This window comes from Pseudooceanicola sp., from assembly GCF_041987405.1.
Lineage (GTDB): Bacteria > Pseudomonadota > Alphaproteobacteria > Rhodobacterales > Rhodobacteraceae > Pseudooceanicola.
The window spans coordinates 375,511-401,217 of record NZ_JBHIWR010000001.1 but is presented as its reverse complement, the minus strand read 5'-3'; the positions used below and the strand labels follow the sequence as shown (position 1 = coordinate 401,217).

Annotated in this window: 22 protein-coding genes; 18 read left to right on the top strand and 4 right to left on the bottom strand. The window is 65.8% G+C overall.

What is annotated here, in order from left to right; genetic code table 11:
• Positions 1–57: 57 nt before the first annotated feature.
• The 9 genes from ACFC2Y_RS01915 (at position 58) to ribD (ending at position 10,867) form a co-directional block, all read left to right on the top strand.
• A complete protein-coding gene (locus tag ACFC2Y_RS01915; RefSeq protein ID WP_375173366.1) occupies positions 58–303 on the top strand; it encodes a sarcosine oxidase subunit delta in 246 nt (81 codons plus the stop codon).
• Positions 300–3,215 carry a sarcosine oxidase subunit alpha family protein gene (locus ACFC2Y_RS01910; protein WP_375173365.1) on the top strand — a complete coding sequence of 972 codons (2,916 nt, stop codon included), beginning with the start codon at positions 300–302 and terminating at the stop codon, positions 3,213–3,215. The genes ACFC2Y_RS01915 and ACFC2Y_RS01910 overlap by 4 nt, the downstream gene beginning before the upstream one ends.
• Positions 3,208–3,744, top strand: a complete 537-nt coding sequence (locus tag ACFC2Y_RS01905) for a sarcosine oxidase subunit gamma (RefSeq protein ID WP_375173364.1) — start codon at positions 3,208–3,210, stop codon at positions 3,742–3,744. The genes ACFC2Y_RS01910 and ACFC2Y_RS01905 overlap by 8 nt, the downstream gene beginning before the upstream one ends.
• A 390-nt stretch (positions 3,745–4,134) precedes the next feature.
• Positions 4,135–6,066: a DNA primase gene (gene dnaG, locus ACFC2Y_RS01900; RefSeq protein WP_375173363.1), complete on the top strand. Its 1,932-nt coding sequence runs from the start codon at positions 4,135–4,137 to the stop codon at positions 6,064–6,066.
• 137 nt (positions 6,067–6,203) lie between these two features.
• Positions 6,204–8,189, top strand: a complete 1,986-nt coding sequence (gene rpoD / locus ACFC2Y_RS01895) for an RNA polymerase sigma factor RpoD (RefSeq protein WP_375173362.1) — start codon at positions 6,204–6,206, stop codon at positions 8,187–8,189.
• 277 nt (positions 8,190–8,466) lie between these two features.
• Positions 8,467–8,736: a hypothetical protein gene (locus tag ACFC2Y_RS01890; protein ID WP_375186391.1), complete on the top strand. Its 270-nt coding sequence runs from the start codon at positions 8,467–8,469 to the stop codon at positions 8,734–8,736.
• A 40-nt stretch (positions 8,737–8,776) separates the two neighbouring features.
• Positions 8,777–9,193, top strand: coding sequence for a secondary thiamine-phosphate synthase enzyme YjbQ (locus tag ACFC2Y_RS01885; protein WP_375173360.1), 417 nt, complete (start codon positions 8,777–8,779; stop codon positions 9,191–9,193).
• Between the two features lie 98 nt (positions 9,194–9,291).
• Entirely contained in the window at positions 9,292–9,759 is a 468-nt protein-coding gene (gene nrdR, locus ACFC2Y_RS01880; protein ID WP_375173359.1) for a transcriptional regulator NrdR, read from the top strand.
• Positions 9,760–9,763: 4 nt separating this feature from the next.
• Positions 9,764–10,867: a bifunctional diaminohydroxyphosphoribosylaminopyrimidine deaminase/5-amino-6-(5-phosphoribosylamino)uracil reductase RibD gene (gene ribD, locus ACFC2Y_RS01875; RefSeq protein WP_375173358.1), complete on the top strand. Its 1,104-nt coding sequence runs from the start codon at positions 9,764–9,766 to the stop codon at positions 10,865–10,867.
• A 529-nt stretch (positions 10,868–11,396) separates the two neighbouring features.
• Here ribD and ACFC2Y_RS01870 read toward each other — a convergent pair.
• The 3 genes from ACFC2Y_RS01870 to ACFC2Y_RS01860 form a co-directional block, all read right to left on the bottom strand.
• Positions 11,397–13,328, bottom strand: a complete 1,932-nt coding sequence (locus ACFC2Y_RS01870; protein WP_375173737.1) for a capsular polysaccharide biosynthesis protein — start codon at positions 13,326–13,328, stop codon at positions 11,397–11,399.
• Between the two features lie 107 nt (positions 13,329–13,435).
• Entirely contained in the window at positions 13,436–14,560 is a 1,125-nt protein-coding gene (locus tag ACFC2Y_RS01865; protein WP_375173736.1) for a polysaccharide biosynthesis/export family protein, read from the bottom strand.
• 105 nt (positions 14,561–14,665) lie between these two features.
• Positions 14,666–15,958 (bottom strand): capsule biosynthesis protein, encoded by a 1,293-nt coding sequence (locus ACFC2Y_RS01860; RefSeq protein ID WP_375173357.1) that lies wholly within the window; start codon positions 15,956–15,958, stop codon positions 14,666–14,668.
• Positions 15,959–16,090: 132 nt separating this feature from the next.
• Between ACFC2Y_RS01860 and ACFC2Y_RS01855 the strand changes: the two genes are divergently transcribed.
• Together ACFC2Y_RS01855 and ACFC2Y_RS01850 are read left to right on the top strand one after the other, a co-directional pair.
• Positions 16,091–16,684: a riboflavin synthase gene (locus tag ACFC2Y_RS01855; RefSeq protein WP_375173356.1), complete on the top strand. Its 594-nt coding sequence runs from the start codon at positions 16,091–16,093 to the stop codon at positions 16,682–16,684.
• Positions 16,684–17,241, top strand: a complete 558-nt coding sequence (locus ACFC2Y_RS01850; protein WP_375173355.1) for a hypothetical protein — start codon at positions 16,684–16,686, stop codon at positions 17,239–17,241. The genes ACFC2Y_RS01855 and ACFC2Y_RS01850 overlap by 1 nt, the downstream gene beginning before the upstream one ends.
• Before the next feature lie 121 nt (positions 17,242–17,362).
• Here the strand turns inward: ACFC2Y_RS01850 and ACFC2Y_RS01845 are convergent, their stop codons facing one another.
• Positions 17,363–18,634 carry a serine hydrolase domain-containing protein gene (locus tag ACFC2Y_RS01845; protein ID WP_375173354.1) on the bottom strand — a complete coding sequence of 424 codons (1,272 nt, stop codon included), beginning with the start codon at positions 18,632–18,634 and terminating at the stop codon, positions 17,363–17,365.
• Between the two features lie 198 nt (positions 18,635–18,832).
• Here ACFC2Y_RS01845 and ribB point away from each other — a divergent pair, with 198 nt between their 5' ends.
• The 7 genes from ribB to ACFC2Y_RS01810 all read left to right on the top strand — a co-directional run bounded on the left by ribB (position 18,833) and on the right by ACFC2Y_RS01810 (position 25,666).
• Positions 18,833–19,963 carry a 3,4-dihydroxy-2-butanone-4-phosphate synthase gene (gene ribB / locus ACFC2Y_RS01840; RefSeq protein WP_375173353.1) on the top strand — a complete coding sequence of 377 codons (1,131 nt, stop codon included), beginning with the start codon at positions 18,833–18,835 and terminating at the stop codon, positions 19,961–19,963.
• Between the two features lie 3 nt (positions 19,964–19,966).
• Positions 19,967–20,491 carry a 6,7-dimethyl-8-ribityllumazine synthase gene (locus tag ACFC2Y_RS01835; protein ID WP_375173352.1) on the top strand — a complete coding sequence of 175 codons (525 nt, stop codon included), beginning with the start codon at positions 19,967–19,969 and terminating at the stop codon, positions 20,489–20,491.
• 17 nt (positions 20,492–20,508) lie between these two features.
• Positions 20,509–21,009, top strand: a complete 501-nt coding sequence (nusB, locus tag ACFC2Y_RS01830; RefSeq protein ID WP_375173351.1) for a transcription antitermination factor NusB — start codon at positions 20,509–20,511, stop codon at positions 21,007–21,009.
• 33 nt (positions 21,010–21,042) lie between these two features.
• Positions 21,043–22,272, top strand: coding sequence for a sigma-54-dependent transcriptional regulator (locus ACFC2Y_RS01825; RefSeq protein ID WP_375173350.1), 1,230 nt, complete (start codon positions 21,043–21,045; stop codon positions 22,270–22,272).
• 238 nt (positions 22,273–22,510) lie between these two features.
• A complete protein-coding gene (locus ACFC2Y_RS01820; RefSeq protein ID WP_375173349.1) occupies positions 22,511–23,512 on the top strand; it encodes a DctP family TRAP transporter solute-binding subunit in 1,002 nt (333 codons plus the stop codon).
• A gap of 90 nt (positions 23,513–23,602) precedes the next feature.
• Positions 23,603–24,268, top strand: coding sequence for a TRAP transporter small permease (locus tag ACFC2Y_RS01815; RefSeq protein WP_375173348.1), 666 nt, complete (start codon positions 23,603–23,605; stop codon positions 24,266–24,268).
• A 3-nt stretch (positions 24,269–24,271) separates the two neighbouring features.
• Positions 24,272–25,666 carry a TRAP transporter large permease gene (locus ACFC2Y_RS01810; RefSeq protein WP_375173347.1) on the top strand — a complete coding sequence of 465 codons (1,395 nt, stop codon included), beginning with the start codon at positions 24,272–24,274 and terminating at the stop codon, positions 25,664–25,666.
• The last annotated feature ends 41 nt before the right edge of the window (positions 25,667–25,707 follow it).

Genomic DNA, 25,707 nt, shown 5'->3' with positions numbered 1-25,707 from the left:
GTGGCGGGGGCGGAATGCCTCCGGCGGGAGTATTTTGGGAAAGATGAAGATCATCGGATGAGACTGACCTGTCCCCATTGCGGCGCGCGCGACCTGCGCGAATTCACCAATGGCGGCGCGGCGCTGGACCGGCCCGAGGGGGACTGGAGCGCCGAGTGGGATGCCTATCTGCACCTGCGCGACAACCCGGCGGGGCGGTCGCGGGAGTGGTGGATGCATTCGGCGGGCTGCACCGCCTGGCTGCTGGTGGAGAGGGATACGGTGACCCATGACATCCTCTCGGTCCGGGAGGCACGGTCATGAGGCTGGCGAAGGGCGGGCTGATCGACCGGGGACGGAGCCTGGGTTTCCGCTTCGACGGGCATGCCTATCAGGGCTACGCCGGGGATACCCTGGCTTCCGCGCTATTGGCCAATGGGCTGCGGACCGTCGGGCGGTCGTTCAAATACCACCGCCCGCGTGGCATCCTGAGCGCGGGGAGCGAGGAACCGAACGCGCTGGTCACCCTGGGGCAGGGGGTGGGGCAGGAGCCGAACGCCCGCGCGACCACCATCGACCTCTACCAGGGGCTGGAGGCGCGCAGTCAAAATGCCTGGCCCTCTGTCGGGTTCGACCTGATGGAGGTCAACGACCTGCTGTCGCCCTTCCTGACGGCAGGGTTTTATTACAAGACCTTCATGGGCCCCGCCCGCATCTGGGAGAGGCTTTTTGAGCCCGCGATCCGACGCGCCGCCGGTCTAGGGCGGCTGTCGACGGAGGCGGCGGAACTGCGCTTTGAAAAGGCCTTTGCCTTCTGCGACCTGCTGGTGATCGGGGCGGGGCCTGCGGGTCTCATGGCGGCGCTGACGGCGGCGGAGGCCGGGGCGGATGTGATCCTGGCCGATGACGATGCGCTGCCCGGCGGGCGGCTGAATGCCGAAGCGATGGAGCTGGGCGGCACGGGCGCGGCCATCTGGGCGGCGGAGGTCACCGCGCGACTGGAGACCATGCCGAATGTCCGGGTCATGCGCCGCACGGCCGTAACCGGCGTCTATGATCAAGGGACCTTTGGCGCCTTGCAGCGCCACGCCCCCGGGCCGCGCCGCCCGCTGGAAACCTTCTGGCGCATCGTCGCGCGGCGGTCAGTCCTGGCCGCCGGGGGGATCGAGCGCCCCGTGGCCCTGGCCAATAACGACCGCCCCGGGGTGATGCTGGCAGGCGCGGTGCGCGGCTATCTCAACCGCTACGCCGTGGCGCCGGGGCAGAGCGCCGTCGTTTTCGGCGCGTCGGAGGAGGCGCATCGCACCGCCGCCGATCTGCGCCGCGCGGGAGTGCACGTGGCTGCCCTTGTTGATGCGCGGTCGGTCGGCTGTGATCTGGATGTGCCCTACTACGGCGGCGCGCAGGTCGAGCGGGTCCTGGGGCGCGAGGTCGAGGGGGTGGTGATCCGCCGCGCCGATGGCAGCGAGGAGAGGGTGCAGGCGGATCTGCTGGCGCTCTCCGGCGGCTGGAACCCGAATGTGCACCTATCATGTCACCTCAACGGGCGGCCCGTGTGGCGTGATGACATCGCCGGGTTTGTACCGGCCCCCGGGGCCGTGCCCGGGATGACCCCGGCGGGCAGCTGCAACGGCACGGCAACCACCGCCGCCTGTCTGGCGGAGGGACAGCAGGCCGCGCTCTCCGCGCTGGCCGATCTGGGGCTGCGCGGGCCGGTGCCTGAGATGCCGGAGGCGGAGGATCGCGACCCGCAGGCGCAACCGCTTTGGGTCGTGCCGGGCAAGGGCCGCAAATGGGTGGATTTCCAGAACGACGTGACCACCAAGGATGTGGAGCAGGCCGCGCGGGAAAACTTTCGATCCGTGGAGCACATGAAGCGTTACACGACGCAGGGCATGGCCACCGATCAGGGCAAGACCGGCGGGGTTACCGCGCTCTCGGTGCTGGCAGATGCGACGGGGCGCAGCATTCCGGGCACGGGCACCACCACCTATCGCCCGCCCTATGCGCCGATCCATATCGGGGCCCTTGGCGCGGGCGGGCAGGGGCGGGGCTTTGCGCCCGAACGGTTTACTGCGGCCCATCCCGTGCATCTGGCGATGAATGCGCCGATGGTCGAGGCGGGGCTATGGTTCCGCCCCTCCTTCTACCCGCGCGAGGGTGAAAAGACCTGGCGCCAATCCTGCGACCGCGAGGCGCTGATGGTGCGCGAGACGGTCGGCATCTGCGATGTCACGACCCTGGGCAAAATCGACGTGCAGGGGCCGGACGCGGCGGAGTTCCTCGATTTCGTCTACACCGGCACCATGTCGGGGCTGAAGCCGGGCCGGGTCCGCTATGGGCTTATGCTGCGCGAGGACGGCCATGTCATGGACGACGGCACCTGCGCGAGGCTGTCCGAGACGCATTTCCTGGTGACCACGACAACCGTCGCCGCCGGACAGGTCATGCAGCATATGGAGTTCGCCGCCCAGGTGCTGCGCCCCGATCTGGATGTCCGCCTGATCTCCGTCACCGAAGAGTGGTTCCAGGCCGCCGTGGCCGGGCCGAAATCGCGCGACCTGCTGAACGCGGTGCTGGACGCGCCGCTCGACCCCGAGGCCTGGCCGTTCATGTCCTGCGGCGACGTCACCGTCGGCGGGGTGCCCGCGCGGCTCTTCCGGATCAGTTTCTCGGGCGAGCATGCCTATGAACTGGCCGTACCTGCGCGCTATGGCGAGAGCCTGTTTCGTCAGCTGGTCACCCGGGCCGAGGCCATGGGCGGCGGCGCCTACGGGATGGAGGCGCTGAACGTCCTGCGGATCGAAAAGGGCCTGCTGACCCATGCGGAGCTGGACGGGCGGACCACGGCCTTTGATCTGAACCTTTCGGGAATGATGAAGAAAAAAAGGGACTTCATAGGCCGCGCCGCCGCCGGTCGCGAGGGGCTGCTGGACGAGGACCGCCCCCGCCTTGTCGGCATTAGGCCCGTCGGCGCGGTGAAGCAGCTGACCGCCGGCGCCTTCCTCTTCAACGAGGAGGCTGAGCCGGTCCGCGTCAACGCTCAGGGCACCGTCAGCTCCGTCGCCTTCTCCCCGACCCTGGGGCATTTTGTCGGCCTGGCGCTGCTGAAGGCAGGGCCGGACCGGCATGGCGAAACTGTTCGGATGGTCGATCACCTGCGCGGGATCACGACGCTTTGCGAGGTCTGCGATCCTGTCTTCTTTGATCCAGAAGGAGGGCGCCTGCGTGGCTGACATCACCCTGACCCCCGTTGCCCCCGCCACCGGCGCGCTGCCCGTCACCCGGGGCGCAATGACGCTGTCTTTGGCGGAGCCCGGCCCGCTCACCTCCATCGCGCCCTTCCGGGGGCAGGTGGAGGCCACCTCCGCCGCTCTGAAGGCTACGACCGGCCTGTCACTTGGCCCGGGTTATGCGGCGGCGAAGGGCCGCGCGGTCCAGTGGATCGGGCGCGACCTCTGGCTCCTCTCCGGCACCACCGCGCCGGACCTCCCGGGCGCGGCGCTGACCGACCAGACGGATGCCTGGGTGACGCTGGAACTGACCGGACCGGACATCGCCGGGGTCATGGCCCGCCTCGTCCCGCTCGACCTGCGCGACACCGCCTTCCCGGAGGGACGGGCGGTGCGGACCGAGATGCACGGCATGATGGTCGCCCTGGCCCGGACCGGACCGGAGAACCTGCGGATCATGGCCTTTAGGTCGATGGCGGGGACGCTGGCCGCGACGATTGGTGAGGCGATGGAGAGTGTGGCGGCCCTATAGCTCGCCGTGTCCCGGCCCTGCGCCGGGACCCCGCCAAGTAAATTGCCACGCCTGGAGCAGGGCGATTGAGAGGCCCCGGCGCGAGGCCGGGGCACAGTCGGCATCTGGCCCGACCCATGTCCCGGCCCTGCGCCGGGACCTCGTAAAGGAGCCGGGGCCCGAGGATCACAACGCGCCGCGCGCGCCCGGCCTTATTCCCGGGAACGGCCCGGCGCGCGGCCAAGCGGGTGATATGATCACCGGCTGACAGGCTATGCGCGTGTCGGGGCACCACGCGTCGCCAGGTGGCAGGCGGTCCCGGCGCGGGGGCCGGGACGTGACGTGCGGCCGAGCGATCAACTCTTCTCATCCCCGCTGGACACCTCCGCCCCCCTCCCGGATAATCGGCGCATGAGTCTGCCCCCCGGTTTCCTTGATGAACTGCGCACCCGCGTGAGCCTGTCCCAGATCGTGGGCAAGAAGGTCATGTGGGATATGCGCAAATCCAACCAGGGCAAGGGCGACTGGTGGGCGCCGTGCCCCTTCCATCAGGAAAAATCCGCCTCCTTCCACGTCGATGACCGCAAGGGATTCTATTACTGCTTCGGCTGTCAGGCGAAGGGGGATCTCTTCTCCTTCCTGCAGGAGAGCGAGAACATGGGCTTCATGGAGGCGGTGGAGGCCGTCGCGCAGGAGGCCGGGATGCAAATGCCCGCCCGCGATCCCGCCGCCGCCAAGAAGGCCGAGAAACGCGCAGGCCTGGCCGATGTCATGGAGATGGCGGTCAGGCACTATCGCATGATGCTGGGCTCCGGCGCGGCGACGGGGGCGAGGGCCTATCTGGAAAAGCGCGGGTTGAGCCGGGAGACGCAGGAGCGGTTCGAGATCGGCTTTGCGCCGGAGGGCTGGCAGGGCCTCTGGGACCACCTGCGGGGCAAGGATGTGCCGGAACAGATGATCCTGGCCGCCGGTCTGGCGAAGGCCTCCGACCGGGGCAACAAACCCTATGACGTCTTCCGCAACCGGATCATGTTCCCGATCCGCGATGCCCGCGGCCGTTGCATCGCATTCGGTGCCCGGGCGATGGACCCGAACGATAAGGCCAAGTACCTGAATTCGCCGGAGACGGAGCTTTTCGACAAGGGCCGGTCCCTCTACAATCACGGGCCCGCGCGCGAGGCCGTAGGCAAGGGTAATCCGCTGATCGTGGCCGAGGGCTACATGGATGTGATCGCCCTGGCCGCCGCCGGGTTCGGTGGTGCGGTGGCCCCCCTGGGAACCGCCATCACCGAAAATCAGCTCGCCATGCTCTGGGCGGTCAGCCCGGAACCGATCGTGGCCCTGGACGGCGACAAGGCGGGCCTGCGCGCGGCGCAGCGCTTGATGCATCTCGCCCTGCCATTGATGGAGGCGGGGAAATCCCTGCGCTTCGCCCTGCTGCCCGAGGGGCAGGACCCCGACGACCTGATCAAGGCCAAGGGGGCGGGCGCGATGCAGGAGGTGATCGACCGCGCCTTCCCGCTGGTCGACCTGCTCTGGCGCGAGGCGACCGAAGGCAAGAGCTTTGATAGCCCCGAACGCCGCGCCGCGCTGGACGCGGAATTGCGCAATGCGATCAAGAAGATCCCCGATCAGTCCCTGCGCCGTCACTATGGCGACGCGATCCGCGAGATGCGCTATCAGCTGTTCCGCCCGCAGCGCGGCAACAGCTGGTCCCCCCGAAAGAAGACTGAGCCGATCCGCGCCACCACCCGCGCCTCCGCCCTGACCGCAGGCGGGCCGATGGCAGAGGTCGCGCTGCGCGAGGCGGTGATCCTGGCGACCATCATTTCGACGCCCGAGGCCGTGCCGACCTTCGAGGGCCAGCTGGAGTTGCTGGAGTGTCACGACCCCGACAACGCCCGCATGCGCGATCTGATTTTGCGCCATTACCAGGAGGGCCGCGATGCGATCCGCCAGGCGATTTCCGAAACTCTCGGGCCGGAGCCCCTTGACCGGCTGATGTCCCATCCCCATGTGGCCATCTGTCCGACGGTTCGCAAAGCCGGCGACGCCGATCTTGCCCGCATGACCCTAGCCGAGGAACTGGCCAAGCATAAGGCCCGCAGGGGCCTGCAGGACGAGATCGCAGAGGCCGAAGAGGAACTGACGGGCGCGGCGGACGAAGCCGTGACGCACCGCCTCTCTGCTGCGCGGGAGGCGGTGGAACGCGCCATCCGACCGCAGAGCCGCGACAAGGGGGATTTCGAGCTCGGTCAGAACGGCGCGCGAATCAGTCGGGAAGAGAAGGGGGCTTTCGAGGCCATTCTCGGATCGATTCGCTTCGAAAAGGGTCGAAAGTGATCAGTTTGGGTAACAAATCCCTAAAGAATTAACGGTAAACGGGTGTGCGCCGCTGCGAATCAGGCTATTGATTCGGTCCAAGCGAATCACGCCCGCGTCGCCCGGGTCATCCCCGCGGCGAGAGAGAGGAGCAGAGCATGGCCCCCAAGGACACGGAAGAAGAGCAGCGCAGCGAAGGCGAGGAGCAGGACGTCTCCCTCGACCTCAGCCAGACGCAGATCAAGAAGATGATCGCCGAGGCACGTGAGCGCGGCTTCATCACCTATGATCAGCTCAACCAGGTCCTGCCGCCGGATCAGGTCTCCTCCGAACAGATCGAGGACGTGATGTCGATGCTGTCGGAAATGGGCATCAACATCATCGAGGACGAAGAGGCCGAGGAGGAGGAGGGCAAATCCACCGCCGTCGTCCAGACCGCCTCCAACCGCGAAATCACCATCGGCTCCGGCAATCAGGAAAAGCTGGACCGGACGGACGACCCGGTGCGTATGTACCTGCGCGAAATGGGGTCGGTCGAACTGCTGTCGCGCGAGGGCGAGATCGCCATCGCGAAACGGATCGAGGCCGGGCGCAACACGATGATCGCGGGCCTCTGCGAAAGCCCGCTGACCTTCCAGGCGATCACCATCTGGCGCGACGAACTTCTGTCCGAGGACATTCTGCTGCGCGATGTCATCGACCTGGAAACCACCTTCGGCGACCAGATGGAGGAAGAGGACACCACCCCCGTTGTCGCCCCCGGCAACACCAATGCCGCCCCCTCCGCCAAGCCCAAGGAAGACGAGACCGAATACGACGCCGACGGCAACCCGATCGCCACGGATGAGGACGAGGACGAGGACGAACAGGCCAACATGTCCCTCGCGGCCATGGAAGCGGCGCTGAAACCCCGGGTCCTCGAAACGCTCGACCAGATCGCCCAGGATTTCGCCGTCCTGTCGGAAATCCAGGACAGCCGTATCTCCGCCACCCTGAACGAGGACGACAGCTTCTCCTCCAACGACGAGGCGCAGTATCAAAAGCTGCGGGCGGAAATCGTCGAACTGGTCAACGGGCTGCACCTGCACAACAACCGGATCGAGGCGCTGATCGACCAGCTCTACGGCATCAACCGCCGGATCATGCAGATCGACAGCTCCATGGTGAAGCTGGCCGACCAGGCCCGCATCAACCGTCGCGAATTCATCGACGAATACCGCGGGCACGAGCTGGACCCCAACTGGATGGACCGCATGGCCGAGAAATCGGGCCGCGGCTGGCAGATGTTCATCGAACGCTCCGCCGACAAGGTCGAGGAGCTGCGCGCCGACATGGCCCAGGTCGGTCAGTACGTCGGCCTCGACATCAGCGAATTCCGCCGCATCGTCCAGCAGGTCCAGAAGGGCGAGAAAGAGGCGCGGCAGGCCAAGAAGGAAATGGTCGAGGCCAACCTGCGCCTCGTGATCTCGATCGCCAAAAAGTACACCAACCGCGGGTTGCAATTCCTTGACCTCATTCAGGAAGGCAACATCGGCCTGATGAAGGCGGTGGACAAATTCGAATACCGCCGCGGCTACAAGTTCTCCACCTACGCCACTTGGTGGATCCGTCAGGCGATCACCCGCTCCATCGCCGATCAGGCCCGCACGATCCGCATCCCGGTCCACATGATCGAGACGATCAACAAGCTGGTGCGCACCGGCCGCCAGATGCTGCACGAGATCGGCCGCGAACCCACGCCGGAGGAACTGGCCGAAAAGCTGCAGATGCCTCTCGAAAAGGTCCGCAAGGTCATGAAGATCGCGAAGGAGCCGATCTCCCTCGAAACGCCCATTGGCGACGAGGAAGACAGCCAGCTTGGCGATTTCATCGAGGACAAGAACGCCATCCTGCCGCTGGATTCCGCCATTCAGGAAAACCTGAAGGAAACGACGACCCGTGTTCTCGCCTCGCTTACGCCACGCGAGGAACGTGTGCTGCGCATGCGCTTCGGCATCGGCATGAACACCGACCACACGCTCGAGGAGGTGGGCCAGCAGTTCAGCGTGACCCGCGAACGGATCCGCCAGATCGAGGCGAAGGCGCTGCGCAAGCTGAAACACCCGTCGCGGTCGCGCAAACTGCGGTCTTTCCTGGATCAGTGACCCGGGCGCAGACAGGCGCAGCAATGCATGCAAAGGCGCGGCCCCGGGCTGCGCCTTTTTGCTGTGGGGGGTGAGTCGCACACCTCTTGCCCGGCCGACCTCGGTTGCAGCGTTCTGCGGCCTCGGCAACGGCGAAAACCCGGCTTTTCCGGGCGGCTTGCCGCCTCAATTTCCCGTTATCCGCGAAATTCCGCTGCATAATCACCCGGTTTTATGAAACCACTTGGCCTTTTCGTGCGTTTATCCGATGACACCGCGTATCGAGGAGACCCCGGCAATGTTCCGCAAGACCACAGCTTGCTTGCTTCTGATGGGACTTTCCCCTGTCGGCGGTGCGCTGGCCGACTCCTTCCCCAATCCCCCGCGCGAGGCCCTCGATGTGATCCCGACGGACGCGATCCGGGTCGAAGTGACGGACTCCAGCCAGATTGACTGTGCGGAGCTGGTCATCTGGGCCTTCAACCTCCCCGAAGGCAGTCTCCTCTACCATCCCCGTTGCGAGGTTATGGACGGTCCGGCCGCCCTGGCCGCCGTCCGGGGCGATTGACACGGTTGCCACGCGCCTCGCTGACGGGCTAGCTGCCCCCATGGCGATCACCACCTTTTCTCTATCGACCCAGGGCCCGGGGCTCTACGAATTCACCCGAGATGTCCGTGATTGGACCTCGGGGCAGGGCGACGGGCTGCTGACCCTCTTCGTGCGCCACACCTCCGCCAGCCTGCTGGTGATGGAAAACGCCGATCCGGAGGTCCGTACGGACCTGACCGCCTTTTTCCACCGCCTTGTCCCGCCGACCACCGATCCCGCCATGTCCTATCTGACCCACACCTATGAGGGGCCCGATGACATGCCCGCCCATATCAAGGCCGCGCTGATGCCGGTCAGCCTGTCCATCCCGGTGCAGAAAGGGCAGCCGATGTTGGGCACCTGGCAGGGAATTTACCTTGTGGAGCACAGAAACAGCCCGCACCGGCGCGAAATCGCGGCACATTTCGGCGGCTGAATTCGGGCCTACCCAATCTCTTGCGGCTGTCCTATAGTGGCTGTGGACATATGGGGTTACGCCCCATGAGGCGGCAGAGATCAGGGGACTGAAAGACGATGCGTTGCCCGTTTTGCGGAAATATCGACACCCAAGTGAAGGATTCGCGGCCCGCCGAGGATCATGTTTCGATCCGGCGTCGGCGCTTTTGCCCGGCCTGTGGCGGGCGCTTCACCACCTATGAACGGGTGCAGTTGCGCGACCTCGTTGTCATCAAGTCCAACGGCCGTCGCGAGGATTTCGACCGTGACAAGCTGGAACGCTCGATCCGCATCTCGATGCAGAAACGCCCCATTGAGCCCGAGCGGATCGACCAAATGATCTCCGGCATCGTGCGGCGTCTGGAAAGCATGGGTGAGACGGACATTTCCTCCAAGGCGATCGGCGAGATCGTGATGGAGGCCCTGGCCCGGATCGACACCGTCGCCTACGTGCGCTTTGCCAGCGTTTACAAGAACTTCCAGGCTGCCGACGATTTCGACAAGTTCGTCAGCGAGTTGCGTCCCGACGGCCAGCCCGAAGAATGATCCGATGAATGCGGCCACGGACCGCCGCTTCCTCTCCCTGGCCCTGTCGCTTGGTCGGCGGGGGCAGGGGACGACCTGGCCCAACCCCGCTGTCGGCTGTGTGATCGTTCAGCACTCCCGCATTGTCGGGCGCGGTTGGACCGCGCCGGGCGGTCGCCCCCATGCCGAACCCCAGGCCCTGGCCCAGGCCGGGCAGGCCGCGCGGGGCGCCACCGCCTATGTCTCGCTCGAACCCTGTTCCCACCACGGCCAGACGCCGCCCTGCACCGACGCGCTGATCGCCGCCGGTGTGGCCCGTGTCGTCGCGCCGCTGGAGGATATGGACCCCCGCGTCTCCGGCGAGGGCTTCGCCCGCCTGCGTGCGGCGGGGATCGAGGTGACGACCGGGCTATTGTCGGACGAGGCCGGGCGCGATCACGCCGGGTTCTTCCTGCGCACAGAACAGGGCCGCCCCTTCGTCACGTTGAAACTTGCCTCCAGCTTTGACGGCCGCATCGCCACCGCCACCGGCGACAGCCAGTGGATCACCGGGCCGGAGGCGCGCCGCCATGTCCATGCGATGCGGGCCAGGCATGACGCGGTGATGGTCGGCGCGGGCACCGCCCGGGCGGACGATCCGGGACTGACCGTGCGCGGCCTTGGCATCGCACATCAGCCGGTGCGCGTCGTCGTCTCCCGCCGCATTGATTTGCCGCTCATGGGGCAGTTGGCCCGGACGGCGAAGGAGACCCCGGTCTGGATTTGCCACGGCACCGACGCAGACCCGACGCTGCGCGACACCTGGACCGGGCTGGGTGCGCGGCTGATCCCCTGCGAGGTCATGGGCGGTCAGCTGGACCCGCTCTCCGTGCTTAAGGGGCTGGGAGAGGCCGGGCTGACCCGTGTCTTCTGCGAAGGCGGCGGGGCGCTGGCGGCCTCGCTGCTGCAGGCGGATCTGGTCGATGAGCTTTTGGGCATGACCGCCGGCGTCGCCATCGGCGCGGAAGGCCTGCCATCGCTCGGCGCGCTCGGCCTCTCGCGCCTAGCCGAAGCCCCGCGGTTTCGCCTGCGCGAAAGCCGTATGCTGGGCGGTGACGTGCTGCATCACTGGGAAAGGGCGGGGGGTTAGGCGATACCCCTGCGCCTCGCAGGGGTCATCCTCGGACTTGATCCGGGGATCTCTGGATCACACGCGCGCGGAGTGACTGGAGACCCCCGGGTCGAGCCCGGGGATGACGGCACACCACCCGAGACGTTCCCACCCCAGTCCCGGCCCCCGTGCCGGGACCCCACAGATCGGCCCACCTCCCGGAGGTCCCGGCGCAAGGCCGGGACAGGACGGACCCGGGTCAAACCCGGGGGTGACGGCGCACCACCCGAGACGTTCCCGCCCTAGTCCCGGCCTCCGCGCCGGGACCCCGCAGATCGACCCACCTCCTGGAGGTCCCGGCGCAAGGCCGGGACAGGACGGACCCGGGTCAAACCCGGTTATGACGGCACACCACCCGAGAAGTTCCCGCCCCAGTCCCGGCCCTCGTGCCGGGACCCCGCAGATCGGCCCACCTCGAGGAGGTCCCGGCGCAAGGCCGGGACAGGACGAACGCGGGTCGAGCCCGGGGGTGACGCTTTCAAGAGGGAGACGGGAAAAACCGCGCCCCCTACCGCCAGACCCAGCTCATCCCGGCCATCATGCCCTGCGCCTTTGACAGCAGTCGTAAAACCGGCCCGCCGCGGTCGACCTCCGCCTCCGCCAGGCGTCGCACGGCGGTTTCCACCGAACAGGCCTGCCGCGTGACCGGATCGAAATAGCGCGGGTAGTCGATCAGCGCCGCATGGGCCAAACCCAACATGGTCGGGCGGGCCTGTCGCCGTGCAGGCACTCGGCCCAGGTCACGCGTCAGTCCCCAGCCTGCGTAGAAGGGCGTGCCGGTGACCGTCACCGCCTTGCCGCGCAGCAGGGCCTCGAACCCCATGAGGGAGGTCATGGTATAGACCTCCTCCACCTCCGCCAGCAGGGCCGCCGCATCCGCCCCGGGCAGGATCATGTCGGCCCAGGTTTCCGCCCCCTCGATCGCGCCGGGCCGCAGCCCCGCCTCCACATCCGGATGCGGCTTGTAGAGGATCACGGCGTCGGGGTTGGCCTCCCGTGCCGCCTGCAACAGCGTCAGGTTGCTGCAAATCTCCCCCGCGCCCAGACGGATGGAGGCATCGTCCTCCACCTGGCCCGGAACCAGGATGCGCCGCCCCTCGGGCAGGTCCGGCAGAGTGCCGGGCAGGGTGTATTTGGTCAGGCCCTGCTGGATCAGGCTGTTGACCAGATCCTCCGCCCGGGCCGCCTGATCGGGGCGCAGCCGCTCGCGCAGCGCGATCATCCGCTCCAGCCGGCTTTCCCGCGTCGGGTCGTAGTAGATGCCCAGATCGTCGCAGGCCAGCGACAGCGGCGGCACCAGCGCCGCGCCCAGCCCGCGCGAGCGCAGGAACCCGTCCTCGACCCGCACCACATCCGCCCCGGCCTCGGCCAGATCGTCCGCCTGACCGGCCCAGACCATCTGGCGACGCGGCGGTTCGGGGGGGGTATCGTCAAAGGTCACCCGTTGCTCCGCGCCGAAGACCTGCTGGATCACGCCGCGTTTCCACAGCCGCATCCCCCCGGCCTGCCAGCCATGGCGATCCTCGCGCCAGGCCCGCACCCGCGCCTCCAGCCAGTCGAGCGCGTCTTCAAAGCTGCAGAGCCTGTCCTCGCAGGGGTGATACCACGTCGGATAAAGCAGCATGGCACAGGCAAAAAGCTGCGCCGGGGTCAGTTTCCGCCCCCGCCGCCCGCCGGGATAGCCCAGGGGGTGGCGGTCATCACTCAGACCCCAGCCCGCGTAGAAAGGCTGGCCAAAGACGACAGGGCGATGGCCCATCAGCGTGGCCTCGAAGCCAAGCTGGGAAGAGACGCAATAGACCGCCACCGCACCCTCCAGCAGGGTCCAGGGATCGACCGGGTCGCTCAGCAGGCTGATCCGGCCCGTCGCATCCTCCGGCCCGAAATAGCCCTCGCGATGGCCCGCAGCGGTTTCGGGATGGGTGCGGATGACGATCCGGGCAGCGGGGTTGTCCTCCTGCGCCCAGTAGAGCATTTCCTTGAAGGTATTCGCATCCGCCCGCCCCTGGGTGACGGAGGCATCGCCGCGCGTCTGGTCAATCACCAGCACATAGCCCGGGGCAGGGGCCTCCGCGCCGGCATCGAAGGCATTGTATTTCGACAGCCGCGCCTCGCGCAGCCGGGCGATCCCGCCACGCGCCCGGTTCAGCAGCGCGGTGTCGTCCAGCGGATGATCGCGCAATAGCCGTTCCAGCGCCGACGGGTGTTCGGAGGCGAAATGCATCCCCACGGGGTCGATCACCAGACCAAGCGGCGGCTCGCCCCCCTCGCGCCCGGGATGGATCGACCGCAGAAAGGCATCCTCGACCCGGACCAGCGGCGCGCCGGTGGTTTCCGCCACGGACTCGCCCCGCCCGGCATAGGGGGAATGGCCCCAGACGGCCACGCCGTCGCCCTCAGTCGGTGCGCCCAGGCTCAACTCATGCCCCGCCAGTTCCATGATCCGCCGGACGCGGCGCTGTTTCAGGAAGCCCGCATTGAAATAACGAAGCCGCCGAGGCGGCGGGGCCCCGGCGGCGTCTTCGAATTCCTTCAAGTGGTCCAAGCCTATTGGCCCAGGGAACTCGTCAGCCTGTCAGCCGATGTCAGTGTCCCGGTCAGCGCGGCAATTACCTTGTTCCACTGGGTGAAGGGCGCTTCGGTCACATAGAGCGTATCGCCATCCCGCACGGCAAAGTCCCGCGCGTTGAACATACCGTTCGGTTTGGTCAGATCCAGAACATAGACCATCCGCTGCGCCCCGATCAGATCGGACCGGCCCAACACCTGGTTGGCGATTTCCGCCGGTTCGTTGCGCAACACGAAAACACCGGTCGGATCGGCCGCCGTGGCCAGAAGACCGCCGACCTGGGCGATGGCCTCCAGCCCGGAAAGGGTCTGCGTCTCGAAGGGCACCAGCGATTGTGTCCCGGTGGCGCCGAGGGCGGTGAACTTGCGGGTGTCGGCCTCGACCAGGATCTTGTCCCCGGCGCGCAGCGCGATGTCGAGTTCCGGGTTCTTGTAGAGATCCTGGAACCAGATCGTGCCGCGATGGTTGCCACGGATGACAGAGACGCGGGCGATCTCGGGGTTGATGGTCACGCCACCGGCGCGCGCGATCATGGTCGCCAGCGTGCGGGTCGGACGTTCGATGGCAAAGACCCCCTGGCCGCCTAGCGCGCCAACCAGCGATACGGTCGATCCATCCCCGGCCAGGCGACGCACCTGGACCTGCGGGTCGGGCGTCTGTTCTTCCAGCTTGTTGGTGATGATCCGGCGCACTGCCTCGGGCGTGTTGCCCGCCGCGCGGATGCGACCCGCATAGGGCACGAAGATGAAGCCCGCGCCATCGACCTGGACCTCGTCCAGCAGGGTGGCATTCGCGCCCTCGGCGGCCAGCAGCCCGTCATCGACGTTTTCCCAGATCGTCAGGCCAAGCGTATCGCCCGGCCGGATCGTGTCGGACCCGAGGGTCGAGGCATTGATGAAGCTTTGCGAAAAGCCAAGGGCAGGCGCGACGGAGGTCGCCCGCGTCACCCGGTCATTGACCGAAACGATGAAGGCATCGCCCTGCTGCTGGACGGAGCCCGCAAAGATCTCGCGTTTGGAGGGGCCGGTGCGCGGCAATAGGGTACAGGCGGACACCATGGAAAATGCCGCCACAACGGCAACGGGCCGCGCCCATCTGGACATGGGGGAAGTCACTGCTCGGTCTCCTCGACCTGTTTTTCTGCCTCGGTCTTTTTTGCCAAGGTAACGGAATCCTGTGGATAAAGCCAGCCCGCGGTCCGCGCGGGCCTAGTGAACCACGCGCAACTGTTGCCGCGGGGTCGCGGTCCCCGATGACAGCGCGTCGTAGGGATCTTCTGGCGCCAGCATCATGTCCACCACGGTGCGCAGCAGCTGTCGCCGCCCGCGCGAGGAATAGAAGCCCCCTGCCACCTGCGAGGTTTCCAGCAGGTAACGGCGGTAATCCTGATAGGCCTTGCGATCCGGCCGCCCCGGCGTCGCGAAGAAGTCGGGCAGGGGCTGGGTGGAGACGAATTCCGGCTTGGCATAGACCGCGCTGCCGAATGTTTTCAACGGGATACCCCGGAACAGCACCTGCTGCGCCGCGGTGGAATTCACGGTCACGGCGGTCCGCGCATCGGCCAGCAGCTGCGCCAGCTTGCCGCCCCGCACGAAATGGACCCGCGCGCTGACCCCGGCCTCGCGGGCGAGGCGGCGGATTTCGCGGCGCACGGCGACCCGGCCGTCTTCCAGCGGATGCGCCTTGAAGACCAGATGATGGTGCTTCGGCGCGCCCTCGGCAAAGCCCCGGATCACGACATCCAGAAAGTCGGTCATGGTGGAGAAGGGGCTGTGCGCCTGAAATGACGCGTCATGTTCCAGCTGCAGCAGCGCCAGGTGATAGGGAAACCCGCCGCGCCGGATGCGTGTCGTGGCCAGCCAGCGTTCGGCCCCGTGCAGCGGCATCAGCAACAGGCGTTTGAGGTAGAGCTGAAACTCCTTCGCCACGCTCATCGCCCGATGTGGGGTGAAATTGCGGTACTGCCCGTTCAGGAACATCACGAACCAGTGGTAGAGCGCACCGTAGAAGACATGCTGCCGCGTATCGCCCCATTTCGCCGGAGGCAGGGCGGTGTCCAGATCGGATTGCTCCAGCACCTTGCGCATCTCGTCCACTGACATGGACATCAGCCGCGAATGCCCGTTCGAGCCGCCGCGCTCATAGGTCACCCAGTAGGGGCGGATGTAGCCCTCTTCGAAGACATGCACCTCCAGCCCCAGATCACGCGCCCGGGCGATCGCTTCGGCATGGATGGGGCGGATGTCACCGTAGAGCACGATGTCCGTGACGCCCTTCTCCGCCACCAGCTGCGCGAAGGTGTCGGGCCAGCCCTCGGGCGTGCCCTGATAGGGGATGTAGTTTTTGCCTTGGAACCAGAAGGCCCGGTCCCCGGCGTTGAAGCCGACACGCCAGACCTGCGCCCCGGCCAGACGCAACATCCGGCCAAGTCGGTGAAAGAACGGTCCGTGCGGTCCCTGCAGGAACAGGAAGACACGGTTCTCTCCGATATCTGCGGGCATCTTTCGTGCCTCTGAGGTTATTACTGCTGCTCGGCCCTTGTTTATCTATCCTTGGCGGCAAAAATATGGCGCGGTCAAGGGATTGCATGCGGCGACGCGCGGGGATAGCCCTGTATCAAGGAGATCTGGCACATGTTCACTGGCATCATCACCGACATCGGAGAGGTCCGCAGCACCGAGAAACGCGGCGACCTGCGCGCCCGCATCGGCACGTCCTACGACACCGAAACCATCGACCTCGGGGCCTCCATCGCCTGCGACGGCGTCTGCCTGACGGTGATCGAGACGGGGCCGGACTGGTTCGACGTGGAAATCAGCGCCGAGACCGTGTCCAAGACCAACCTCTCGCACAACACCTGGGCCCCGGGGCGGCGGATCAACCTGGAACGTGCGCTCAAGGTCGGGGACGAATTGGGCGGGCATATCGTGTCGGGCCATGTCGACGGCCTGGCCGATCTGATCGACCTGACGGACGAGGGCGACAGCACCCGCGCGACCTTCCGCGCGCCCGAGGCGCTGGCGAAATTCATCGCGCCCAAGGGGTCCGTCACGCTCAACGGCACCTCGCTGACAGTGAACGAGGTCAACGGGACGGAGTTTGGCATCAACATGATCCCGCACACCAAATCCGTGACCACCTGGGGCGATGCCCGGGTCGGCGACAAAATCAATCTGGAGATCGACACGCTCGCCCGCTATGTCGCCCGCCTGCAGGAGTGGCAGTGATGAGCGCCGGGATCGGCCATAACAACGGCCCCGCGATGGATGCCGGTCGGACCTGGCGGGTCCATGCCTGGCGCCGGGCCAAGGCCAACATGTCCTCCGCCCGGCTCAGCCCCACGACGGTGAAACGCCATGTCGCGCGGGCGAAGGAACTGGGCCTCAGCTATCGCGACTACGCGATGATCCAGTCCTCCGCCGGGCGCGATGTCTGCGGATTTCTCTTTTCTTCCAACGCGCTGGACCTGGCTTTCGGCCGACACCGCGTGTCCCAGCCCAAGGAAGCGAAGCTCGAAGCCATCCGCCATGCCATGCGCATCGCCCTGGTCCACGCCCCGCTCTCCGTGGAGGCCGTGGCCGAGGCCAACGCGGCCCTCGACGCCGTCCACCGTGCGCCGCGTTTCCTGACCTCTTTCCCGGAGATCCGAGAGGCGCTGAGCCAGGCGCAGGGCAAGCTCCCGGCCAATGGGCTGGTGGTTGTCGGCACGGGGATGGAGGCCGAATGGGTCTCCGCCGCACGCCTGGGTGCGTTCCTGACGACGGAGCAGTATTTCGGCACGTAATCTCACCCGGTCGGGCCGAGGACGTGCAAACCGACGTGCAGTTCGGACCTGCGACCAGGCCCCTGAAAACGAACAGGCCGCGCCATGATCAGCGCGGCCCTGAACCGGGTCTTTGGTCCGATCAGTCGATCCTGCTGTCGACGATTGTCGGGTAGACCAGGTTCTTGAACGTCAGCCGCACCGGCGTCCGGTTTTTCGGCGACTGGATCATCAGCAGGGCGATGAAATCCTCCTGCGGGTCGGCGACATAATACGTGCCCGCAGCCCCGCCCCAGTAGTATTCACCGACGCTGCCGAAGGACGGGGCACCCTCTTCGGCGCGCACGCCGTAGCCCAGGCCGAACCCGTATCCCTGTCCGGGCAGATAGTATTTGCCCGGCGCAATTCCGTTCATGTGATTGGCCGTCATCAACTGCACCGTCTTGGGCGCCAGCAGCCGCGTGCCATTCAACTCGCCCCCGTTCATCATCATCTGCGCGAACAGCGCATAGTCATGCACGGTGGAGACAAGGCCACCGCCGCCGGACTGCGATGGCATCCGCTCACGCGGGTCGAACATGTCGAAGGGACCGATCTTTGCGTGATCGGTGAAGGCCTCGGCAATGCGACCGTGCTGGGCGGCATCGTCGACATAGAAATCCGTATCCGACATGCCGAGCGGGTCAAAGATCCGCGCCTTGAGGAAATCACCAAGCGGCGCGCCCGTGACGGCTTCGATCACCCCGCCCAGCACATCCGTTGAGCGGGAATATTCCCAGGTCGTGCCCGGCTCATGCTCCAGCGGTAGGGTGGCGAGCAGTTTGGCCTGTTCCAGCCCGGTCAGGTTGGGGTCTGCGACATTGGCCTCGTTGTAGGCCTCCCGCGCGGGGCCCGCGCCGAAGAAGCCATAGGTCAGCCCGGAGGTATGGCGCAGAAGGTCGCGGACCGTCATGGCGCGCTGCGCGGGGCGCGTGACGGGTTTGCCGTCATCCCCGACCTCCCCCGTGGCCACGGTCATTTCCGCGAACTCGGGGATATAGGTGGCCACCGGGGCATCCAGCACCAGGCGCCCATCTTCGACCAGCATCATGGCAGCCGCGCTGACAATCGGCTTGGTCATGGAGTAGATGCGGAAGATGGCGTCTTCCGTCATCTCTGGCCCGTCCGGTGCCTGTTTGCCCAGGCTGGACAGATGCGCGATCTGGCCATCGCGGATCAGCATGATGACCGCCCCGGGCATCATGCCCTTGTCGATCAATGCCTGCATCGTCCCGTCCAACCGGGCAATCCGCCCCGAATCGAGACCGAGCGCGGCAGCATCGCCGCGCGGCAGCTCCTCCGCCAGGGCCGGCATGCCAAGCGTGGTGACAACAGATACAATCCCGGCCAACATGCCGGTTCTCAGGTTAATCATCATGGTCCTCCCTTTGCCGCCGAACACACAGCGGTAGGGCAAGGGTAGGGGCCGCGGCCACATCATGACAACCTGTTCCCCTGCGAGAGCAGGATTGCACGCCCTCTCTGCGCTGCCGCAGAGCCGGGAACGCCGCGACACACTGGTCTTTCCGGTCACCACGTCTTATCTGGCGGTAAGGGGATACAGGAGAGCGCCATGGACAGCACCACCTACGAACAGCCCGGACCGGTCGAAGCCGAATGGTCGGATGCCATCAGCTCCATCGAGGAAATTATCGAAGACGCCCGCAACGGCCGAATGTTCATTCTCGTCGATCATGAGGACCGCGAGAACGAAGGCGATCTGGTGATCCCCGCGCAGATGGCCACGCCCGAGGCGATCAACTTCATGGCCACCCATGGTCGCGGGTTGATCTGCCTGTCGATGACCGGCGAGCGTGTGGACCAGCTGGGCCTGCCGCTGATGTCTTCGCAGAACTCCTCCCGCCACGAGACGAACTTCACGGTTTCCATCGAGGCACGTGAAGGGGTTTCCACCGGCATCTCCGCCCATGATCGCGCGCGCACCGTGGCCGTCGCCATCGACGCCAGCAAGGGACCGCAGGACATTGCCACCCCGGGCCACGTCTTCCCGCTGCGCGCCCGCACCGGCGGCGTTCTGGTTCGCGCGGGTCATACCGAGGCGGCGGTGGATGTCTCCCGCTTGGCGGGCCTCAACCCCTCCGGCGTGATCTGCGAGATCATGAACGAGGACGGCACCATGTCCCGCCTGCCGGAGCTGATTGCCTTCGCGCAGAAGCACAACCTCAAGATCGGCACGATCTCCGACCTGATCTCCTACCGCCGCCGCCACGACAACCTCGTCCGGGTGCGGACCGAGGAAACCGTCACCACCGAGTTCGGCGGTGACTGGACCATGCGGATCTACACCGATGAAACCCATGGGGCCGAACACATCGTCCTGATCAAGGGCGAGGTCGAGGGCGACGATCCGGTGTTGGTCCGCATGCATGCGATGGACCCGATGAAGGACGTGGTCGGTATCGGCGGCGAGGCGCGCGCCGATCTCTTCCGCGACGCCATGCGCGCCGTGGCCGAGGAGGGCAGGGGCGTTGTCGTCCTGCTGCGCGACCTGACGATGAAGATCGCCGCCGATGCCGAGGTCTCCCCCCAGAAGTTGCGGCAATACGGGTTGGGCGCGCAGATCCTGTCGTCCCTGGGTATTCACAAGCTGCTGCTGCTGACCAACTCGCCGCGCCCCAATGTGGTGGGGCTGGATGCCTACGGGCTGGAAATCGTCGGCACCCGCAAGATCAAGGGAGAGTGACCCATGGCCACCGCTGAACAGCATTACGTCATGCCGCGCGGCACCGTCGACAAGCCGACCAAGGTGCTGATCGTCGTGGCCCCCTATTACCGCGACATCGCCGACAACCTGATCGCCGGCGCGCAGGCAGAGATCGAAGCCTGGGGCGCCACCCACGAACTGATCGAGGTGCCCGGCGCGCTGGAGGTGCCCACGGCCATCGCCATGGCCGCCCGCATGTCCAACTACGACGCCTTTGTCGCGCTTGGCTGCGTCATCCGGGGCGAGACGACGCATTACGAAACTGTCTGCAATGACAGCTCGCGCGGGATCACCCTGCTGGGCCTTCAGGGGCTTTGCATCGGCAATGGCATCCTGACGGTCGAAAACCGGAAACAGGCCGAGGTGCGCGCGGATACCGCCGATCAGAACAAGGGCGGGGGAGCCGCCGCTGCGGCCTTGCATCTGCTGGCGCTTTCGCGCAAATGGGGCGCTCCGAAGGGCGAGGTGGGGTTCAAACCCGCGTCCGAGGAATTCAAGCTCGCCTGAAACCCCCCGAGGCCCCGATGACCGACGACATGCCCACACCACAGGCCCCGCAGCCCATTTCGGGCAACCAGCGGCGCAAGATGAAAAGCGCCTCGCGGCTCTACGCCGTCCAGGCGCTGTTTCAGATGGAGCATTCGGGCCAGACCGTCGAACGGGTGATCGCGGAGTTCGAGGACCATCGCTTTGGCGCGACCTACGAGGGCGACGAAATGGCGGAGGGCGACATCGACCTCTTTCGTCACACCATGCAGGACGCGGTGAACTATCAGGCGAAGATCGACCAAATGACCGACCGCGCCCTTGTGGCGAAATGGCCGATCGCCCGGATCGACCCCACCCTGCGCGCCCTGTTCCGCGCCGCCGGGGCCGAACTTGTCAACTCCGACACGCCGCCCAAGGTCGCCATCAAGGAATATGTCGACGTCGCCGCGGCCTTCTTTCCCGAGGGCAAGGAAGCCAGGTTCGTCAATGCCGTGCTGGACCATATGGCCCGCGAGGCAAAGCCCGAAGCCTTCTGATCGACACCCGCGGCGCAGGGAGGATCGACCGCCATGGCCCGCAAAGTCCTGATCGTCGATGATGACGCCGCCGTGCGCGAGGCGCTGTCCCAGACCCTCGACCTCGCCGATCTGGAACCGGTCACGGCAGGCAGTTTCATCGAGGCCAAGGATCACATAGCACCCGACTTTCCCGGCGTGATCCTGTCGGACATCCGGATGCCGGGGCGCGACGGGTTCTTTCTGCTCGACCACGCGCAGGCGCTGGACCCGGACCTGCCGGTGATCCTGCTGACGGGCGAAGGGGACATCCCCATGGCCGTCTCCGCCATGGATCGCGGCGCCTTCGGCTTCCTGGAAAAACCCTGCGCCTCCGAGGACATGCTGGCGGTGCTGGAACGGGCCCTGCACACCCGGCAGTTGATCCTGGAAAACCGTCAGCTCAAGGCGCAGCTGGAAGCCGGCGACCCGGCGGCGCGGCTGATCTTCGGCTCCTCCACGGCGAGCGACGGGCTGCGCGACCGCGTCCGCCAGGTCGCCCGCACCCGCGCGGAGGTGCTGGTCACCGGCGCCCCCGGCACCGGCATCCCCAAGGTGGCGGAGGTCATTCACCTCTCCTCCCCTCTGTCGCGCATGGCCTTTGTCAAACGTCCTGCCGCCGGGCTCACCCCCGAGGGGCTGCAGGCCGCGGCGGACGAGGCGCAGAGCGGCACGCTTTTTATCGACGAGGTCTCCGCCCTGTCGCGGGAAAGCCAGTTTGCCCTTGCCGATGTCCTGGAACGCGGCACCGGGCCAAGGCTGATCGCGGGCACCACCGAGGATCTGCAACAGGCGGCGGAGGGCGGGGCTTTTCACCCCGATCTCTATTATCGCCTCGATGTCATGCGGGTGCGCATCCCCACCATAGCGGAACGGCCCGAGGATATCGCCGTCATGTTCCGCCAGTACGTTGCCCAGGCGGCAGATCAATCGGGTCTGACCCCGCCCGAGATCACGCCGGATGTCATCGCCGGGCTGATGGCGCGCGACTGGCCGGGCAATGCCCGCGCCCTGATGTCCGAGGCCATGCGCTTTGTCCTCGGCATGGGTGCCTCGGAGAAGGAAGGCACCGGCGACCTCGGCCTGGCCGAGCAGATGGCCCAGGTGGAACGCTCGCTCCTTGCCGCGGCGCTGCGGCGGCACGGGGGGCAGGCGACGGCGGCGGCGGCTTCGCTGAAACTGCCGCGCAAGACCTTCTACGACAAGCTGGCGAAATTCGGTCTGCGGGCGGAGGACTTCCGGTAACCCGTCTGTGCGGAAATCCGCACAAGCCCCGGGAAGGCCTGTGTGGGATTTCGCACATTGCTGCTATGCGGCATGTGCATTTCCAGGTTGTTGAATTTGCAACTCTATAATTTTATGTAATTTTTTGGCGCCAGATCACATTCGAACACTACCGCTTGAGCGGTTTCCCTGAGGGCATCACATATATCCGCAGAGGCAAGACCTCACGATTCGAATGCCCAAACGGGAGGAGACCCAAATGAAATTCCTGACCACTGCCGCCACGGCTCTGGCCCTGTCCGTCACCGCGACCGCCGGTTTCGCGGCCTGCGACGACGGCGAGATCGTCATCAAGTTCGCGCACGTCACCAACACCGACAAGCACCCCAAGGGGATCGCGGCCTCGCTGCTGGAATCCCGTGTGAACGAAGAGATGAACGGCAAGGCCTGCATGGAGGTCTATCCGAACTCCACGCTCTACAACGATGACCAGGTGCTTGAGGCGATGCTGCAGGGCGATGTCCAACTGGCCGCGCCCTCGCTGTCCAAGTTCGAGACCTTCACCAAGAAATACCGCATCTTCGACCTTCCCTTCATGTTCAAGGACGTGAACGCGGTCGACGCCTTCCAGAACTCCGACGCCGGTCAGGCGATGCTGGACAGCATGCAGAAGCGCGGCCTTCAGGGCCTGGCCTTCTGGCACAACGGCATGAAGCAGATGTCGGCCAACAAGCCGCTGCTCTCGCCCTCCGACGCGAACGGCCTGAAATTCCGCGTGCAACCCTCCGAAGTGCTGGTCGCCCAGATGGAAGCTATCGGCGGCAGCCCGCAGAAGATGGCCTTCTCCGAAGTCTATGGCGCGCTGCAGCAGGGCGTTGTGGATGGTCAGGAGAACACCTGGTCCAACATCTACGGCCAGAAGTTCTTTGAGGTTCAGGACGGGATCACCGAAACCAACCACGGCATCATCGACTACCTCGTCGTAACCTCCGTGGATTGGCTGGACAGCCTCGATGCAGACGTGCGTGACCAGTTCACCACCATCCTCACCGAAGTGACCACCGCCCGGAACGCCGAATCCACCAAGGTGAACAACGAGGCCAAGCAGGCGATCATCGACGCCGGTGGCACCGTACGCACCCTGGATGCCGCACAGCGTCAGGAGTGGGTCGACGTGATGAAGCCCGTCTGGGACAAGTTCGTCGGTGACGTCGGTCAGGAGAACATCGACGCCGCGCAGGAAATCAACTCCAGCATGTGATAGGCTGATATCGGTATGAGGGGGGCGCGGGTTGGTCCGCGCCCCTTTTGACACCTGCCTTCGAGGGCAGGCGGGGGAAGGGGACAAACCATGCAAACCCAGTCGACCAGCTTTGTCGACAGGCTGGAAGAGACAGCCATCGCCGTGATCCTCGGTCTGATGACCATGATCACCTTTGCCAATGTCGTCGCGCGCTACGTGTTCAATTCGAACATCCTCTGGGCGCTGGAGATGACCGTGTTCCTGTTTGCCTGGCTCGCGCTCCTTGGCGCCTGCTACGCGGTCAAGAAGGGCGCGCACCTGGGCGTGGATGCCCTGATCGACATCCTGCCCGCACCGACCCGCCGCATCTTCGGTCTGATCTCTGTTACCGTCTGCATCGCCTTCGCCTTCCTGCTGCTCAAGGGCGCCTGGGACTACTGGGCCAACTTCGCCAACCTGCCGCAGACTGAGGGCCGCTGGTTCCCGTTAGGCTTCGAGGAATCGTTCCGCCCCAAGGCCTGGTATGAGGTCAACGACATCCCAATGCCCGACTTTCTGCGCTGGATCGAACCGCTGATGAACGACGGCGACAGCTATGAAAAGGTGCCGCGCTTCATCCCCTATGCCATCCTGCCCTTCACCATGGCCCTGCTGCTCTTCCGCTTCATCATGGCCGGCGTGGACATCTGGACAGGCAAGACCGACCGCATCGTCGCCAGCCACGAGGTTGAGGACGAGTTGGAAGAAGTCCGCCATCAGCGCGGTGAGGTGTAAATCATGGACGTCGTTATTCTTTTCGTGATGGTCATTGGCCTGATGCTGATCGGTGTGCCGATCGCCGTCTCGCTCGGCACCTCTTCCATCCTCTTCCTGCTGTGGTATTCAGACACCTCGCTTGCGTCGATTGCCCAGACCCTGATGCAGGCCTTCGTCGGCCACTTCACCCTGCTGGCGATCCCCTTCTTCATCCTCGCGTCGTCCTTCATGTCGACGGGCGGGGTGGCGAAACGGATCATCCGCTTCTCCATCGCCTGCGTCGGCCACCTGCGCGGCGGCCTGGCCATCGCGGGCGTCTTCGCCTGCATGATCTTCGCGGCGCTGTCGGGCTCGTCCCCGGCCACCGTGGTCGCCATCGGCTCCATCGTCATCGGGGCGATGACCCAGGCGGGCTATTCCAAGGACTTCGCCGCGGGCGTCATCTGTAACGCCGGCACGCTCGGCATCCTGATCCCGCCCTCCATCGTAATGGTGGTCTATGCCACCGCCACCGACGTCTCGGTCGGCCGGATGTTCCTGGCAGGCGTGATCCCGGGCCTCATGGCGGGCGGCATGCTGATGGCCACGATCTATGTCATGGCGCGGATCAAGGGCATGCCCGCGGGCGAATGGAAGGGCTTCGGCGAGATCTGGCTGTCCTTCAAGGACGCCTTCTGGGGCCTCATGCTGATCGTCATCATCATGGTCGGCATCTACGGCATCCCCGGCGTCACCGGCGCGATCTTCACCCCGACCGAAGCGGCCGCCGTCGCCTCCGTCTATGCCTTCATCGCCGCGGTGTTCATCTATCGCGACATGGGCCCGCTGCATACCGAAGGCGAGGGGCCGAACCTGCCGCTCTATAAACGGCCTATCGCGCTGGTCACCGCCTGGTTCCACCGCGACACGCAGAAGACGCTCTTCGAGGCGGGCAAACTGACGGTCACGCTGATGTTCATCATCGCCAACGCGCTAATCCTCAAGCATGTTCTGACCGACGAACAGGTGCCGCAGACGGTCGCCGAGGCGATGCTGAACGCGGGCTTCGGGCCTGTGATGTTCCTGATCGTCGTCAACGTGATCCTGCTGATCGGCGGCCAGTTCATGGAGCCCTCGGGCCTTTTGGTCATCGTCGCGCCGCTGGTTTTCCCGATCGCGATCGAACTGGGGATCGACCCGATCCACCTGGGCATCATCATGGTCGTGAACATGGAGATCGGCATGATTACCCCGCCGGTCGGTCTGAACCTCTTTGTCACCTCCGGGGTGGCGGGGATGCCGATGATCCGTGTGGTGAAGGCCGCGCTGCCCTTCCTGGCCGTGCTCTTCGTCTTCCTTATCCTTGTGACCTATGTGCCCTGGATTTCCACATGGCTGCCGACCAGCGTCATGGGACCGGAGATCATTACAAACTAGGCGGGCCAAGCCTATGGAGCAGGAAACGGCGCCCTTCGGGG